Annotated in this window: 16 protein-coding genes; 8 read left to right on the top strand and 8 right to left on the bottom strand. The window is 58.1% G+C overall.

The genetic code is table 11. The features are described from left to right. Positions 1-49: 49 nt before the first annotated feature. From AAGD24_RS16315 to AAGD24_RS16330, 4 genes are all read right to left on the bottom strand, one after another. Entirely contained in the window at positions 50-1,309 is a 1,260-nt protein-coding gene (locus AAGD24_RS16315) for an ABC transporter substrate-binding protein (protein ID WP_379865701.1), read from the bottom strand. 41 nt (positions 1,310-1,350) lie between these two features. After that, the gene (locus AAGD24_RS16320; protein ID WP_379865703.1) at positions 1,351-2,787 is read right to left on the bottom strand and encodes a carbohydrate porin; all 1,437 of its coding nucleotides are present in this window, start codon (positions 2,785-2,787) and stop codon (positions 1,351-1,353) included. A gap of 109 nt (positions 2,788-2,896) precedes the next feature. Beyond that, entirely contained in the window at positions 2,897-4,366 is a 1,470-nt protein-coding gene (locus AAGD24_RS16325) for an ATP-binding protein (protein WP_379865705.1), read from the bottom strand. After that, the gene (locus AAGD24_RS16330; protein ID WP_075194409.1) at positions 4,353-5,069 is read right to left on the bottom strand and encodes a response regulator; all 717 of its coding nucleotides are present in this window, start codon (positions 5,067-5,069) and stop codon (positions 4,353-4,355) included. Before AAGD24_RS16330 ends, AAGD24_RS16325 begins: the two co-directional genes overlap by 14 nt. Before the next feature lie 141 nt (positions 5,070-5,210). On the opposite strand from AAGD24_RS16330, the gene AAGD24_RS16335 reads away from it, so the two are divergent. After that, entirely contained in the window at positions 5,211-6,458 is a 1,248-nt protein-coding gene (locus tag AAGD24_RS16335) for an ABC transporter substrate-binding protein (protein ID WP_228210154.1), read from the top strand. A gap of 2 nt (positions 6,459-6,460) precedes the next feature. On the opposite strand, the gene AAGD24_RS16340 is transcribed toward AAGD24_RS16335, so the two are convergent. Together AAGD24_RS16340 and AAGD24_RS16345 are read right to left on the bottom strand one after the other, a co-directional pair. Further along, a complete protein-coding gene (locus tag AAGD24_RS16340; protein ID WP_228210153.1) occupies positions 6,461-8,149 on the bottom strand; it encodes an HAD family hydrolase in 1,689 nt (562 codons plus the stop codon). 2 nt (positions 8,150-8,151) lie between these two features. After that, positions 8,152-8,745 (bottom strand): DUF2845 domain-containing protein, encoded by a 594-nt coding sequence (locus tag AAGD24_RS16345; protein WP_036208860.1) that lies wholly within the window; start codon positions 8,743-8,745, stop codon positions 8,152-8,154. 282 nt (positions 8,746-9,027) lie between these two features. Here AAGD24_RS16345 and thpD point away from each other — a divergent pair, with 282 nt between their 5' ends. The 3 genes from thpD to AAGD24_RS16360 all read left to right on the top strand — a co-directional run bounded on the left by thpD (position 9,028) and on the right by AAGD24_RS16360 (position 11,159). Beyond that, positions 9,028-9,942 (top strand): ectoine hydroxylase, encoded by a 915-nt coding sequence (gene thpD / locus AAGD24_RS16350; RefSeq protein ID WP_036208857.1) that lies wholly within the window; start codon positions 9,028-9,030, stop codon positions 9,940-9,942. A 33-nt stretch (positions 9,943-9,975) separates the two neighbouring features. Then, positions 9,976-10,428, top strand: a complete 453-nt coding sequence (gene cadR / locus AAGD24_RS16355) for a Cd(II)/Pb(II)-responsive transcriptional regulator (protein WP_085679212.1) — start codon at positions 9,976-9,978, stop codon at positions 10,426-10,428. 80 nt (positions 10,429-10,508) lie between these two features. Further along, positions 10,509-11,159, top strand: a complete 651-nt coding sequence (locus AAGD24_RS16360) for a cation transporter (protein WP_041334016.1) — start codon at positions 10,509-10,511, stop codon at positions 11,157-11,159. Here AAGD24_RS16360 and AAGD24_RS16365 read toward each other — a convergent pair. Continuing rightward, positions 11,131-12,792: a M12 family metallo-peptidase gene (locus AAGD24_RS16365; protein ID WP_228210152.1), complete on the bottom strand. Its 1,662-nt coding sequence runs from the start codon at positions 12,790-12,792 to the stop codon at positions 11,131-11,133. The two genes, AAGD24_RS16360 and AAGD24_RS16365, sit on opposite strands and share 29 nt — an antisense overlap. Positions 12,793-12,885: 93 nt before the next feature. Between AAGD24_RS16365 and rrtA the strand changes: the two genes are divergently transcribed. Beyond that, entirely contained in the window at positions 12,886-13,473 is a 588-nt protein-coding gene (gene rrtA / locus AAGD24_RS16370; protein WP_127401852.1) for a rhombosortase, read from the top strand. Here rrtA and AAGD24_RS16375 read toward each other — a convergent pair. Continuing rightward, the gene (locus tag AAGD24_RS16375) at positions 13,463-14,383 is read right to left on the bottom strand and encodes an AEC family transporter (protein WP_379865708.1); all 921 of its coding nucleotides are present in this window, start codon (positions 14,381-14,383) and stop codon (positions 13,463-13,465) included. The genes rrtA and AAGD24_RS16375 overlap by 11 nt on opposite strands. A 147-nt stretch (positions 14,384-14,530) precedes the next feature. Between AAGD24_RS16375 and AAGD24_RS16380 the strand changes: the two genes are divergently transcribed. From AAGD24_RS16380 to AAGD24_RS16390, 3 genes are all read left to right on the top strand, one after another. Continuing rightward, entirely contained in the window at positions 14,531-15,241 is a 711-nt protein-coding gene (locus AAGD24_RS16380; protein ID WP_085679204.1) for a Crp/Fnr family transcriptional regulator, read from the top strand. 91 nt (positions 15,242-15,332) lie between these two features. Further along, positions 15,333-16,022, top strand: coding sequence for a hemolysin III family protein (locus tag AAGD24_RS16385; protein WP_081899296.1), 690 nt, complete (start codon positions 15,333-15,335; stop codon positions 16,020-16,022). A gap of 79 nt (positions 16,023-16,101) precedes the next feature. Beyond that, complete coding sequence (locus tag AAGD24_RS16390; RefSeq protein WP_379865710.1) at positions 16,102-16,557, top strand: EVE domain-containing protein; 456 nt, start codon at positions 16,102-16,104, stop codon at positions 16,555-16,557. The last annotated feature ends 54 nt before the right edge of the window (positions 16,558-16,611 follow it).

Raw genomic sequence — 16,611 nt, forward strand, 5'->3', positions numbered from 1 at the left:
ATCCCCTGAAGAAACCCGAAGGCCGCCCGCCGGGCGGCCTGATACGGCATTACATGGCGGACTGGATGGCGGCTGCCAGTTGGTCCGTGGTTTTTGCCGGGTCCGGGTTGTTGGAGTTGACGAAGTTGGTGACCACATCGAAGATCTGGCCCTGGATGTAGCTGGTCGTCGCCAGGCCATGAGAGAAGCTCGGCACCAGGCCACCGTCGTCGGCGCTGGACTTGAACGTATCCATCGACGCCTGGGCACAGGTATCGAAGTCACCCATGTCCATGTCGGTACGAACCGGGATCGAGCCTTTGTTCTGATTGAACAGGGTCTGGAATTCCGGTTCCAGAATGGTTCGGGCGAGATCCTTCTGGGCCTTGATGTCCTCTTCCTCGGACAGCGTGAACATCGCGAATGAGTCCACGTTGAAGGTGAACTGCCCGGTTGTGCCCGGGGCCGGAGCGCACACGTAATCCTCTCCTGGTGTCAGACCTGCGGCGGTGAATTCGCCCTTGGCCCAGTCGCCCATAATCTGCATGGCGGCCTCACCTCGAATGACCATACCGGTGGCAGTGTTCCAGTCGCGGCCCGCGGCATCGTCATCGACGTAGCTCATGACCTTGGCGAACTGTGCAAAGACCTCTTCCATTTTGTCGCTGTTGATCACGTCCATGTCGTGGTCGACAAAAGCCTTACGGTAATCATCGGGGCCAAGCTCGGCAAGTGCCACGGCATCGAACACCGTTGCGTCCTGCCACGGCTGTCCACCGTGCGCCAGGGGAATGTAGCCCTCGGCCTTGAGCTTGTCGGCCACCTCGAAGAACTCGTCCAGCGTAGTGGGAACCTCAACACCAACATCTTTCATGACCTCCGGGTTCACCCACAACCAGTTCACCCGGTGGACGTTCACGGGCACAGCCACGTACTCGCCTTCGTATTTCATAACGTCGGAAATCATTGGCGGTATGAGCTGATCCCAGTTCTCCGCCTCAGCGACGCTGTCGAGGCTGCTCAGAAAACCCAGCTCCGCCCATTCACGAATATCCAGGCCCTTGATCTGGGCGGCAGCAGGAGGATTGCCAGAAACGGCGCGGGTTTTCAGGACGGTCATGGCGGCTTCACCACCACCGCCGGCTACGGCAAAGTCTTTCCAGGTGTGGCCCTGCTCTTCCATCATTTTCTTGAGGGCGGCCGCAGCACGCGCTTCACCGCCGGCGGTCCACCAGTGCAGAACCTCAACTTCTCCGGCCTGAACGGCCGCTGTTGGCATCAGGGCGGCAGAGACCGCCAGAGCTGTAAGATGACGCTTGAACGATTTCATATCATGACTCCTTATTCTTGTCGTGGAGACGTTTGTCAGGCTTAGAACCAGACTTCCATCTGGGTACCAAAGGTCCACTGGCTTCCGCCAAAGTCTTCCTGCCCCAGGGCATCGCCACCGTCGTAGCGGTTGAGCTCGTCATCCCAGGTGGAGTAGGTAGCAAAAACCCGAATTTCCGGGCGGTTCCAGAAGCCGCCTACCTGGGGCTTGAAAGTCGGTGCAATGGTAAAGCGGGCGTAGTCGCCATCCACATCACCACGGCCTTCGAAGCCTTCGGTTTCCAGGTCCATCACCTGCCAGGAGGCTTCGTACTGCATTTCAAAGTTGGCGCCAAGCTCATTGGCCAGGCGGGTATTGAAGGTCAACCATTGGTACTCGTCCCCTTCCACATAACGGTCTTTGCTGGTTTCCGCCATGATCGCCGGGGCAATGCGCCAGCTATCACCCAGTCGGGTGGTGCCGTAGGCGGCGATTCGTGTGCTGGCGGCATCTTCATGCAGGTTGCCATCGGCACCAATGTTCTTGACCTCCGCGCCAAGCCCCTGGCCATGCAGCAGCGCCACCTTGAAGCTGCCATCGGAGAGTCCGAAGAAGCTGTCGCCGTGGTAGGCCAGCATGGTATGCACACCGGTGTCGGCCGCTTCCATAACACCATTGACGATGCGCTCGTCGTTATCCGCAGCGGACATGCCGCTGATCAGCCACTCAACGTTACCGAAATAGTTATTGGCGGTAAGAATCAGGTTGTCGGTGTCGGAAGTGCCGTCAGTGGTGGTGGGGTCGGAGGGGAAGTCCAGGAAACTGCGGCCATAGAAGGAAAAGTTGGATGTCACTGACTCGCTGAACGTCACGTCATAGATACCGGCGCCGGTGCCTCCCAGGAAGACGATATCGCTGTCGAGCCAATGGATGTCGAAATCCAGGTCGCGATCAAAGCGCTTTCCGGCCCAGATCGAGGCGTCCTCAAAGATACCCGTGAAGCTGGCCAGGTTACTGAACTGGACATAGGCCTGCCGCACGTTCAGGGCGCCATCATCAGCAGTCCAGTCGTTGCTGGAGGTTGTAGCGTCGGCAATCATCAGGCGGTAGTGAGCCTTGGTGCCGTTTTCCGCCACGGTTTTGTAGTTGAGGATGGCCTCGAGATAGGTGTCCGGCTCGTTACCCAGCCGACCCACGGCCCCACCAACAGAGCCGGCGGGGGTCAGGTAGGGTCCGCCGGGGGCACTTTTACCATCGCTGTTGAGCAGCAGGCCCGAACGGGCGTAGGTGTTGAAGGAGAAGCCCTGCTCACCCTTGGCATGGGGTTCGACCTCAGCCAATTGTTGCTCCAGGGCGGACAAGCGTTCTTCCACGCTCTCCTGGGCATGCGCCTGGCCGGCAAACAACCCCAACGACGCCACGCCTACGGCGGCTGTCAGTCTGTGAAGAGGCTTGGCGCCCAGGATCAGGGCAGAACGATACGTTTTATGGGTATTCATAATGACTCCTTGTTTTTGTTGTATTAGCAATATCGGAGTCTATGGCAATACCTCGGGGAGGAACGTATCAAACTGAAAGGCCGATGTAACACGGTTGTTACATGCCACCTCAATGTCGGGGCAGCGTGAGGGTGACGTCCAGGCCACCGCCTGGACAATTCGCGATTTCAAGGTCGCCACCATGGCTTTGGGCAATGTTACGGGCTATGCCGAGACCAAGCCCATGCCCTCGCCGGTGTTCCTGACCCAGGCGGTAGTAGGGCTCGAAAATCCGTCCAAGTTCGGCCTCCGGAATACCCGGCCCGTAATCCCGGACGTGGATCGTCAACTGCTCTGGGGAGTCCTCCACACTGATGGTCGCAGAGTCCCCATACTTGACGGCATTGTCCACCAGGTTACCCAGGCATCGTTTGAGCGCCAGTGGTTTGCCGCGATAAGCCGCGCAGTTTCCTTCCACGACCACCCGCGGGCTCTCTCCTCCATACGCTTCCGCCATTCTCCGTAACATGCCGTCAATATCGACCAACTCCACGTTTTCATGGATGTCGGTGTCCTTCATACCCTGCAAGGCCCCCTTCACCAGCAATTCCAGCTCCTGAAGGTCGCTCTCGAATCGCTCGCGAATGTCGGCATCGTCAATCAGGTCGGCGCGCAGGCGAAGCCGGGTTATCGGGGTTTTCAGATCGTGGGAGATTGCGCGGAACAGCTGATCCCGGTCGCTGATGTAACTTTGTAGCCGCCGATGCATGGTATTGAAGCCACGGGTTACCGCCACAATTTCCGCACTACCCTGCTCTCTCAATGGTGACCGGTGTTCATCCAGCGGCAGGTCCCGCGCTGCCCTGGCCAGCTTGTGCAATGGTCGGGTCTGGCGACGCACCAGCCAGGCCAGCACCGGGAACAGAACCCCTATCATCACCAGGATAAACACGATCTGCTGGCCCGGGATGCTTTCATCATCCAGAGAGACATAGGGCGCCGGCAACAGCGAAGCCAGGTACAGCCACTCTCCTGTGGCAATCTCCACCTGAGTCACCAGAACGGGCGGTTTGATGGGTTCCAGCGTCAAAGCATAGTGGGCCCAGGATTTCGGCAACGCATCCAATGGCAACTGGGTATTCAGTATTCGCAGGTCATCGGGGTGAACAAATTCCACGTGCAGATTTATCGATTTGCCCAACCGGCTTTTCAACACCGCCACGACTTCGTCTGTCACCAGCCGCTTGCGTTCACTGTCAGGCAACGCACGCATATCGATGTGTTTGTCGTTGAGGGAGACAAAAAAGCGGGAGCCTCCCATATCCCGCAGCTGGTCCAGCACAATATGCCGGTATTCCAGTGGCAGGGACTTGAAGAACTGCGTTGTTGCCGCCGCTGATGAGGCCAGGTTGCGGGTGGTGCTGACCAGGCCCTCCACCTGCTGGGCGCGAAATGTGCCCACCCAGATCACGCTGGAGGCGATCTGGGCAACGCCCATTGCCAGCAGAGTCAGCAACAGAATGCGCCCGAGAAGCGACGAAGGCACAAGACGCCAGACCTTGCGGCCGGTTTCTATGGCTCCCTCGTTATTCCGCGCCATGGGTCACCGTTGCCGCCAGCAGATACCCTGCCCCTCGCACCGTCTTGATCAGCCTGGGGCTCCGCCCCTGGTCTCCCAAGCGCTGGCGCAGGCGGCTGACCGCCACATCCACCACCCGGTCCAGCGGCATGGACTCCCGCCCCCGGGTAACGCCGGAAATGGTGTCACGGTCCAGGACTTCATTGGGGTGTGCCAGGAACAGTTGCAACAACGAAAAATCCGCGCCGGACAACGGAGTGACTTCTCCCTGGTCCGAGATAAGCTCATGGGCCTGGGTGTCCAGCCGCCAGCGATCAAAGCATACGAACCGGGGATTGTCCGCACGATTGAACCCGGAGCGTCGCAACAGTGCCTTGACCCGGGCCTGCAACTCCCGGGCGCTGAAGGGCTTGGCCAGGTAGTCGTCGGCACCGATTTCAAGGCCGACCACACGGTCGGTTTCGTCCGAGCTCGCGGTCAGCATGATGATCGGCACCTGTGAGTGCTCACGAATCTCACGGCACAGCGTGAAGCCATCGTCGCCCGGCAACATGACATCAAGGACAATCAGATCGACCCGTGCCTCTGACAGAGTGCGGCGCATACTGTCGCCCTCGGCCGCGGTCATGACATCGTAGCCGACACGAGACAGGTGCTCATGCAACAACTCACGGATTGCCAGGTCGTCGTCAACAACCAGAATCGATGTTTTTACATCAGACATTCATAAGCCTTTATTGTTATTCATTCGAGCGGGGAGATGCCTGAACTTTGTCGGGCCGCTGTCAGACAAAGTAAGGCAAAACCCACATCCAAATGCTAGTCTTCAGTCAGCATTGTCAACAAAAGGGATGACACGGTCATCATGGATCTTCGGCCTATGGCCCTGAGCGTACTCGGCACCCTAGCTGTTTCCGTGTGCCACGCCGGGCCTCCCACACTCACTCTCTACACATTTGAATCCCCGCCTTACCAGATGTCTGCACAGACAGCGGATGGCGTAGCGAATGTGGTTGGCGAAACCGTAGATACCGTGACCTGCGCGGCCAACCAGGCCGGCTGGTCCACGAACATTCGGCTCGCTCCCCAGAACCGGGCTGCGCACTCACTCAGCCGCAATCTCATTGACGGATACTTTGCCATAGATCCGTCCACAGAGCTGGATATCACGGCAAAAAGAAGTGACCCGGTATCGCTGGAGAAGTGGTACCTTTTCAACACAGAACCCGGCCCCATCCCAGACACCGCCCGTATCGGCGTTGTCGACGGCAGCAACGAGAAAGCCTGGCTCGAAGCCAATGGTTATAACATTTTTCTGAGCGTGTCATCACCAAGCCAGTTGCCAGCCCTGCTCAGGCGCGGGCGAATTGACGCCGCTCTGATGGATGAGCGAACCATGAGTGGCCTGCAACACATGGAGGGTACGGGTTACAACGAGTTGAACGCACACTTTCTTCGCTACGCGCCGCTGTATCTGTATATGAGCGAGAATTTCAGCGCCAACAACCCGGGCTTCATCTCAAGCTTTAACCGCTATCTACCCGGGTGCATGGAGGGGCAGATTACACTCTCCGCAGAGGAGGACAAGCGCATAAGGCAATTGGCGGACCGGCTGTTCAGCGAGCTCGACAGCATGCTGGACCTGCAACAAGCCATTGATGCCGGCCCACGCCTCGAAACCCTGGCGGACGTACTGACCTTCGACAGCATGTGGCAGGCACGGGCACCGGAAAAGGCAACCGACCTTGCCACTACCATACTTGAGTTGCCGGGATCGCGAACTCTGAATGCCTGGACGCTTACTCACCCGGAACTGGTCACCGAGGCATTGCTCTCCAATAACATGGGCACTCTGGTCGCCATGAGCCAACTTACCTCGGATTACTGGCAGGGGGATGAGCCAAAGTTCAGCGCTGTCGTATCAAACATCCGCTCCGGCTTAACCGGGCTGGAGGCCATGTACCTTTCGGACATTCGATACGATGCCTCGACGTCCCGCTTTCAGGTGACGGTCAGCGCCCCCGTTGGGCCCATTACCGACAAGCTGCCAAAGGGCGTTATCTCCCTTGGACTCGACATCGAAGAGGCGCTGGCGAACAGCCGGCCTCACTGAGATTACGGCGGGCCGATTTCGCAGGCCAGCACCAGCGCCCAGAATTCCGAAAAGTCATTGACCACCACATCCGGCTTATCCGGATGCTTGTGAGTGCCCGGAAAGATCCGGTTCAGCCAGGGCAAATCCCACTGCGCACCGTTGAAAAACACCGCCGTCATGCCGGCGCGTTTGGCGGCTATCACGTCTGTGGTGCTGTCACCTACGTACCAGACGCTCGGGTCTGGCGGGTAATCCAGCTTCTGCACGGCAAGATAAAGCTGATCGGGATGAGGTTTTCTCAGCGGCGTGTCGTCTCCACAGACGTCCACATCAAACAGATGCGTCCAACCGGTGTCCTCTACGGCGGCCAACTCATGCTCGAAGAATTCCCGGTCACGATTGGTAATAACACCCACCTGAATATTGATCCGCCGAAGTCCCTCAAGAACGGCCCGCACCTTCGGCTCAAAGGCTTTCACCGTGCCGTAGTGCTCGCGGTAGTGACGATTGAACGCTTTGTGGGCGATCTGCTTGGCCTCCTGATCCTCCCCGAACAAGACCTCGAAAATATCGGTGCGCGAAATCTTGCGGTCGGCCCGAACCTTGGGGTGAAGCTTGGCAAACTCCCGCACGTAAGCCACCAGCCGAGCGTCTTCCGGTGTCTTGCTGTCTTCCGGCGCCAGCATACGGCTGACCAGGCCCAGTTCCTCGAATTCCGGGAACATATCATCCACCGCGTGATACATGGCGTCCAGGGTATCCACCAGCGTGGCGTGCCAGTCGAACAACACCACCGACGGGCGGATCAGGCTGACAACGGCAGGATGCCAATCCGGCTCAATGCGGGGCTGTGGCGGTTCCGGCCGAGGATAGGGCCGTGGCCGGACTTCCGCCGGAGTGGCCCGAAACGCCTTTGGCTGATGTCGCTCCAGCAACGCCAACAGGTCTATGAGGTCTTCGAAGCTGTCCAGTATGGCGGCCGGAGCGTCGCGATAACTGAACCAACTGTCAATTCGATCCGGCTCCCAACAGGCGCCATTGTAGAAAACACCCGATACCCCGGCACGGTTGGCCGTGAGCATATCCACGTAGCTATCGCCCACATACCAGGCCTGTTCGTCGACTGGCAGCCCCAGTTTCTCCAGCACGCGGGTAATCACTTCCGGGTCGGGCTTGTACTCGGTGACATCGTCAGCGCACACCGTAGCGTCAAACAGGTTGCTCCAGCGCCCCTCGTCCACCATGCTCAGCTCCTTGTCCAGGAACTCCCGGTTGCGGTTGGTGGACACCGCCAGCTGGATGCCCATTTCCTTCATGGCGGTCAGGTACTCGTAGGCGCCCTGCTGGAAGGGCCGCACCTTGCCGAAGTATTTCCGGTAACAATCATTGTAGGCTTTATGGGCAATCAGCTTGGCGTCTTTATCGTCGCCAAAGATGGCGTTGAAGATATCGGTTCGTGATACCCGCCGTTCCGCCAGAATGCGCGGGTGCAGCCGCCTGAAGATCCGTATGTAACGGACCAGGCGAGCATCGTCTGAGGTGCGACATTTGTCCTCGGGCAGCAGCCGGTCCACCAGGCCCAGGTCTTCCAGCTGCGGCAGCATCTCTTCCATGGCGCTGAACATGGCGTCGTGCGTATCCACCAGCGTGCCATGCCAGTCAAACATCAATACCGAGGGTGCGGGCAGTCCATCGCTGAATCGGGCCATAATCAGTTTCCCGTTGGTTTCTTCGCGGTCTCCACGTGAACCACCCGCCCATTACGCAACTTGACGATGCGGCGGAACTGGGTCTTTCCAGTCTCGTACAGCCACTCTTCCACAGGCACCAGTTGATCGGCACGGTAGTGACCGGCGACCGTTGATCCACGGCCAACGGGTTCCCAGGTGACCCGCCGGGAAAGCGGCTCACCGCAATAGGCCACCATTTCGAATTCGCTGAGCCCGCTTTGCAGCCGCGCCGGAGAGCAGTCACCGGCACTGTCGCCGGCGAAGCCATAGCCCAGGCTGTGCTCATGCCGGAGCTTGCCATTCCTGAATTCAAGGCGGCGAATAAATCCCTGTGGGCCGGGGTTGTAGTACCAATGCTCGACTTCGCCCACAACACCTATTCCGGGAACGGTGGCCGTTGGGTAGGTCGCTACGTAATCCGGCGCACCGCAGCGCTCTTCAACCTCCACTGGCCAGTCGCCGACGTCCACCAGTGACGAGCCACAGCGAAAAGCACCATTGGCGGCACCCGGCAAGGCAGCCAACCCCGGAAGAACCAAAAGTAACAACACTCTGATTGATAACGGCAACCGCATACCTTTCCTCCCCTGAACGCTCCTAACCTTCCATAGTAGAAGCATGAAAAGGAGTTGGGCACCCGTAAAGCGTAAAAAACACGTAAACAACCACCGTCTGATCCTCAGCAATCAACGTTCACTGTTCAAAGGACCACTACCCATGGCCGGTTGGGTTGGTAGTGGACTTTTCAAACTGCGGCCTCGCTCGAAGATGTTTCAAGGGTCTCCTCCATATCAACGGTTGAAATACATCTTAAGACCCCAACGGATCAGGTTACCTACGCAATAAGGAGGACACATATGGCACGCCCACAAGACCTGTTTCCGACACGCCTCGAACGCAAACTGGGCATGTTTGAGCGACTGGATCCTGTGGTACACACCCCTTCGGAGCGCCTGTCGGACGGCCCACTATCCGCCAAACAGGTGCGAGAGTTCGATGAGAGGGGGTTTCTGTTTTTTGATTCCTTCTTCTCCAAGGACGAGATGGACGGGTTTATCAAAGAGCTTAAAGACTACGAGGACGATGACGACCTCAAGTTGTCTGAGGGCACCATCCTTGAGCCCGGAAAGGAGGAGATTCGATCCATCTTCGGCATTCATGACATTTCGGAACGCTTTGACCGGCTGACCCGTGATGCTCACCTGCTCAACATCGTGCGTCAGTTGCTGGACAGCGAGGTCTACATTCACCAGTCGCGGATCAACTACAAGCCCGGTTTCAAAGGCAAGGGGTTCAACTGGCATTCCGATTTCGAAACCTGGCACAGCGAGGATGGCATGCCGCGCATGCGCAGCCTCAGTTGTTCCATCGTGATGACGGACAACAACGAGTTCAACGGCCCGTTGATGCTGATTCCGGGTTCCCAGAAGTATTTTATCCCCTGCGTCGGTCGCACGCCGGAGGACAACTACAAAGAATCCCTCAAGAGCCAGGATCTCGGGGTTCCAGACGCAGCCAGTCTGACCCGGTTGATGGACGAGAACGCCATTGAGGCACCGAAGGGCCCACCGGGGTCGTTGATCATCTTCGAGTGCAACACGCTGCATGGTTCCAACGTGAATATGTCGTGCTGGCCGCGAAGCAACCTGTTTTTCGTTTACAACAGCATTCACAATACTCTGGAAGAGCCTTATTGTGGCAATAAACCACGGCCTGAATTTCTGGCCAACCGGAAAAATCTGGAACCATTGAAGCCGGTCAAGAACCCATAACGGTCTTGGCGGACAAACGGCAGGCGAACAACCATGAAAATTGGCGAAATCTCGAAAACCACAGGCATTCCGGTAGAAACCATTCGCTACTACGAAAAAATCGGGCTGGTGCCGGCACCCGACCGCCTGGCCAGTGGCTATCGCCAATACCGGCAAAGCCACCTTGATCGCCTGCTGTTCATCAAACGTTGCCGTAACCTGGATATGGCACAGGACGAAATCCGGGAGCTCATACGCCTGGCCGACCAGCCGGACTCTGATTGCAGTGAGGTGGATGCCCTTCTGGCTCGGCACCTCAGCCATGTACGCGAGCGTTTGCAGGAGCTTGAAAGCCTGGAAGATACCCTTGAACAACTGCAGCATGCCTGCTCCGAAGGCCGTACAGTCAGCGAGTGCGGCATCCTCGGCGGACTGACTTCGGAGCCGGCCCATGAAGCGTCCTCCGGCAACCACAACCATATTCCCGGCACTCACGGCTCTCGCTGAACACCATTTTCGCGACGAGGTTTGACTCTGTAGTAGCTACAGGGTTTTTAATGAATACAGTCTCACATAAGGAGGTATTCATGGCCTGCAGTAGCTGCTCCGCCCCCAACCCAAAATCCCCCGCTCCAGGCTTTCGAAAGGCATTGTGGATTGCGCTTTGGGTCAACCTTGCAATGTTTCTGGTGGAAGGCATCGCAAGCCTTCAATCCGGGTCGGTGTCGTTGATGGCCGATGCCATCGACTTCTTTGGCGACAGCGCCAACTACGTGCTGTCCCTGACCGTACTTTCCATGGGTATGCTTTGGCGCGGCCGGGCCGCCCTGGTGAAAGGTATTACGATGGCCGTTTTCGGTGTCATCGTACTCGCCCGGGCCATCTGGGTACTTCAGAGCGGCATCACACCGGAGCCGCTGACCATGGGGGTCGTGGGCCTTATGGCACTGGTGGCAAACGTCGTTGTGGCACTGATACTGTTCCGTTACCGGGATGGCGATTCAGACATGCGCTCGGTGTGGCTGTGCAGTCGCAACGATGCTATCGGCAATGTCGCTGTCATGGTGGCCGCCCTGGGGGTATTTGGTACTGGCACCGCGTGGCCTGACCTGGCCGTGGCGACCATCATGGGCGGCTTGGCTATTACCGCGGGTGTCAGCGTAGTGCGTCATGCCCGGAAGGATATTGAAGGCGCCAAACAGGCGTCAGTCAGTTCCGCCAGCCCGGAAGTCCGATAACTCGTACTGGCTGGCCCACACGGCCCTGACCACGAAGGCCTGCCGCGAATACTGCGGCCACAAGCCACCACCAGGAAACGGAACCACCGCCACCACCGCCTCCGGAATCCGAGCCGGTGGCTTCCGGCGTGCCTGATGTCGGTTCAGCGTCGTCCGGATCTCCCGTCGTCCCAGACTCATTGTCGGTAACCGCAATTTCCGTCAGTATCGAATCGTTTATCGGCCGGATATCCTTAACGTCACCGCTGTTGCTGGCCAGACTCACATTCTGCAGCAAACTGAAAGTCGGGCGATCGCCGGCAACCGCGTGAACGCTGAGCTGAAGCCCCGTTCTAGCCTGTATTTCACCACAGTCATAGGCATCGGTGCCCAGCAAGGTACAGGCTGCGCCACCTACACTGACGCCCAGCAAGCGCCCCTCCTGATCACCGATAGCCCCTGCAACGACAAGGCCGTCTGCTGGCTCGGCAGCCCGGCGATACGCAATGTCGAAATGCGCCTGAAACGACGACTGAGCCTGAACCTCACTCGGGTTTCCGGAGACGGCGGTGAGCCCCGCATCCGCCGGGAAGTTAAAACATTGTTCGACCGAACTTAGCTGGGAAATCCTGTTGGTAATGGCATCGTCGGAGCACTGGGAGAACTGCGTGGCCGAGGACACCACATAAGGGCTCATGATATTTACGCCTTCATCGCACCCGTTATCTGGCGAGTCATGGCTTGCACCCAGGTTATGGCCGATCTCGTGGGCGATCACAACCGCAGTGGTTGCGTTAGAGTTATAAGCATTGGTAATACCGGAGGCATAGCCTTGCGAGTAACACACCGTACCAACCCACGCCAGACCTGCCGTGGAGCCAGCAAAATCGCGACCGCTGATCAGGTGAAATATCGACCGTTCGCTTTCCAGGAACGGTAAAATTCGGCTGCCTCTCCGGGCAGTTACGTCGTCCAGCAGGGTTCCCGCATCCGTGGTGCTGTCGAACGTCCCCGGCCCGGTGAACGTCAGCGATAAGGTATCGAACACAATCCCGAACTGATCGGCGTAGAAGCCCTCCACCATATTCAGTATGGCTCCTGCACGGCCCTGGAAGTCGCCCGGGAAGCGATCCTGGAACTGCTGGTCAAATGCCAGCTCAAGTTCCAGCATCAAGCAGGCGCCGTCTACCTTGTTTGCGCAGAGTGTGTCGTAACTGGCGGAGACCGCCTGCGCCATGGCACGACCGGTCAAGCTTTGCGGAGTGATGAATGTTCGGCCATGGAGATGATCAAGACCGCACTGCGGCGCCTCCAACTGGCTGGTACTAAAACTGGTCACGCGACTGGCACGAGGGGCATCGCCGATGGCATGCATACGCCCGAAAACGTACGCCAAGCCTTCCCAACCGCTGTCCAGGCGGGAAACCCTCACCCAACTGTCCGGGTCTTCCGGGAAGTGCCCTTTATAGTGAGTGCCGGCAAGGTCGGAATCCCGGGTGTTGTCCACCCGCAAGTTCTCCTCCAACACCGCCGCGTAATCATGGCCGTCGATCCAGATATCACGAGCCGTGCTGGTGTCCGCAACCACAGGGGTTACAGCAAGGAGCATGAGGGTGATTATGGCCGCAACAACCTGTATAAACTTGAACTGCATTGAACATCCCTGTTTTGTTGTTTAAAGGGGGTGCACAAAATCTAATCACTTCGCAAACAGGGCACCAGGCGTTTTGCGTAACGCCGTGTATTTATGACACACACACGATCACCACAACTGTTCCCTTACTGGCCGAGATTCACGGTACTGGCAGCGCTGCTGGCGGCTGCATTCCTGTGGCCGGCAAGCGCTCTGGAATGGTCTCGTGAGGGTATTCCTGGCGGCGAGTACTGGCGGCTGCTCACCGGCCACTGGACCCACCTGGGCCCGAACCACCTGCTACTCAACCTGGCGGGGCTACTGGTAACCGGCCTGTTGTTCACAAGGCATCCCCCCCTGCCGAGCTGGATAAGCTACCTGATTCTCTCCCCTCTCGCCATCTCTTCAGGCCTGTTTCTGGCGGCGCCCGAGGTTGACTGGTATCGGGGGTTTTCAGGCTGTCTTCATGGGCTTCTGGTGTTTACGGCCTTGTTCAATATCAAAACGGATACCCGCTGGAGCATCACCATACTGGCATTCATTCTGCTGAAGATGGCAACGGAGGTGTTTCTATACCCGGCGGTTGGCGAAAACCCATTGATTGGGGGCCATGTCATCGTCCAATCCCACTGGCTTGGCGCGCTCACCGGCCTGATAGCGGGCTTGTTCACCTTACGCACCGCTCCCCGGGTTACGGCATAACCAGGGCCACCATCACCGGAATAAACGCCAGGGCAAACAAGGTGCTCAGCAAGGCAGTGCCGGCGGCCTGTTTTGGCGCGGTGTCCAGCAGCGTGGCTATGACCACCGTATTGGCGGCAATGGGCGTTATGGAAATCAGGAAAATCGCCTGGTAGACGGCCAGGTTATAGATACCGAAGAAACGGGCATCCAGCCACCAGAGCACGATGGCTGCCAGCGGCCAGAACACGAACTTGCCGAAGAACGCCAGGCCGGTAAAACGCGGGTTGCCCGCCAGCCCGCGAAAACTGAGAATCCCCATGCCAATAATCATCATGCCGAGGACGCTGTAGGCCCCACGAAGGTTGTCGAAAAGCGGCGTGAAAACATCCGGGATGGAAAATCCGTTCAGGTTCAGCACAACCGCCAACATAAAGGCGTAGACCGAAGGCAGCCGCGCCACCCTCACGAGGGAATCCTTGAGGCTGTACCGTCCCCGGGCGGCCAGATAGAAGCCCACGGAATTCTCGAACAGCGTCGTACCCAGCATGCACACGATATAAAGCGCCAGTCCTTCCTGACCAAACAGCAGCAATGCCACCGGTATGCCAAAATAACCGGTATTGCCCGTGCCCACCGACAACGGAATAAGACTGGCACTGCCGTCCGAGATTATTCCGCGGGCAATCCTCATGTGCGCAAAACCGAGCACCGAACACAGCGTAAAAACCAGTAGTGGCAACAGGATCACTTCCGTCGAGAGCGGTGCCGCCATAACGCCGGAAAACACCACAGAGGGCGTTACAATGTAGAGCATGATACCGGCGATGTGTTTACCGCTGGCCTGAAGATAACGCCCGGCAACCCAACCCAGGGCAACCGTGATATACAGGGGGAGCAGTTTGTAGAACAGTGCGAGGGCCGCGGCCATGCTGACTCCGGTACAGGGCAAGAAAGGCACCGAGTTTAACACCAGCAGGAATATTGATTCAGCCGCTAAGACAAACTGGTTTAATTTATTTTGAATGTACCTATCCAGATGCCAAACTCCGACAACCGACTCAGCCAAGGTGCTCCCATGAAACAGGAACCGATTGCCAGCTCATCGCCCCCCTGCATGCTGGCAGAGCGACACCGGGATATTATCTGGCATGAGCCCGCGCCGGAGTCCCATGCGTTACTCAGTGGGCTCAGCCACTGCTTTGGCATTCATCTGAGCAACGACAGCGACAACCCCCAACAGCGCTTCGTCAGTGAACTGGGCGGACTGTTCCAGAAATGCCGGGTGGACGCTGAAACCGATCTGGAGCGACACAACCGCCCCTGGGGTAACGTGTACCTGATCCAGCACGGTGTGCTTCGACTGTTCCGGGAATCACTGGCGGGAAAGGTGGCCATCCACCATTTTTTCACGGAAGGGGATCTGATCTGGCCTGTCTTTGGCAGAAGCCGAACTTCCCGCAACACCCTGTGCCTCACAGCCGTTACCCCCGCAACACTCTGGGTGGCCGATTTTTCCGCGTTCCGGGCAGCAGTCCAGGCACAGGGGGATGGCGCCTGGGAAAAGTTCGCCATTGTGCTGACGGAGGAAGTCGCCGAGCTGACCAGCATGAGGGAGTTCCGCAAGCAAACCATGCCGGCCCAAGAGCGTTACCGGCTGTTGCTGGACGAGTATCCCGAGCTGATCAAGCGGGTGCCGGACAACCAGCTGGCGTCGTGGCTGGGCGTGGTGCCGGCAACCTTCTCAAGGCTGAAAAAGGCGTCCGGCAACGGCCGCAGCTCGGGATAATCCATCGAACAGTGTCATTACAGGTTCGAGCTGAACAACACGTCACACTTCGTCTATTGCGTACACCTGTACGCTGAAGTACCGTAGCGGCATGACAGAACCGAACCAGGTACCCATGAAAGCTCGCGAGAACCCCGAAGAATCCGTCCATCACCGTATCGAGGAATGGCTGAACAGTGCCACCCACGGCCTCGGCGCCCTTCTTAGCGTGATCGGCACGGTTGCATTGATCGTCGCGGCCAGCCAACTGGGTGATGTCTGGAAGGTTGTAAGCTTCAGCATTTTTGGCGCGTCCCTGATCATGCTTTACCTGGCATCGGCGCTTTACCATGGTGCTCGCCATCCCCGGATGCGAGCGCTGTTCAAGACCCTGGATCACTGCGCCATCTTCGTGCTGATCGCCGGCACCTACACCCCTTTCCTGCTGGTCAACATGCGCGGTACCAGCGGCTGGACCCTGTTTGCCATCATCTGGTCCCTGGCGGCTACCGGCGTGGTTCTGAAAGTCATCTTCCAGAACCGCTTCAAACTGGCACGTGTAGGTATCTACATTGCCATGGGTTGGCTGATCACCTTCGCCTCATCGGACCTGGTAGCGAGCATCAGCGAGACAGCCCTCTACCTGACCATCGCGGGTGGCGTGGTCTATACAGCCGGCGTCGGCTTCTACCTCGCGGACCGCATTCCCTACATGCATGCGGTATGGCACCTGTTCGTCATCGGCGGCAGCGCCCTGCACTTCAGCGCAATCTACTACGGCGTCCTGCCCCATACCCTGTGACAGCGTGACCGTGCCATAACGGCCAGACGAGCCGGATTTTGGTTATACTGTATAACCTCACCATGTCGGGAGCCGAGCGATGGCAAAGTGGCTGGTCAAGACCGAACCGTCCGAATGCAGCATCGATGACTTTGAGAACGCAAAGGATCAGACCATCCCCTGGGACGGAGTGCGCAACTATCAGGCGCGAAATTTCCTGCGGGAAATGGCCGAGGGGGACGACGTGTTTGTTTACCACTCCAGCTGCAAACACATTGGCGTGGCGGGGATTGTCCGCGTCGTGACTTCCGCCTATCCGGACCCGACCCAGTTCCGGGAAGATTCGCCCTACTACGACCCCAAAAGCACACCGGAAAAACCGCGCTGGCAGGCCGTGGATATGGCCTTTGAAAAAAAACTGCCACGACTGATCCCACTGGATGAAATCAAGTCCCTGCCAGAGCTTGAGGGTCTGGCATTGATCAGGCGTGGCAACCGCCTGTCGGTGATGCCCGTTACTGAAGAGCAGTGGCGGATCATACTCGCCAACGCCTGAGCAAAGTTCCCGCTACCCAATCCGCCCTACTCCCTTTAGAATTCAGGCTCCGCG

It is taken from the genome of Marinobacter sp. M5B (assembly GCF_042604615.1).
Taxonomy (GTDB): domain Bacteria; phylum Pseudomonadota; class Gammaproteobacteria; order Pseudomonadales; family Oleiphilaceae; genus Marinobacter; species Marinobacter salarius.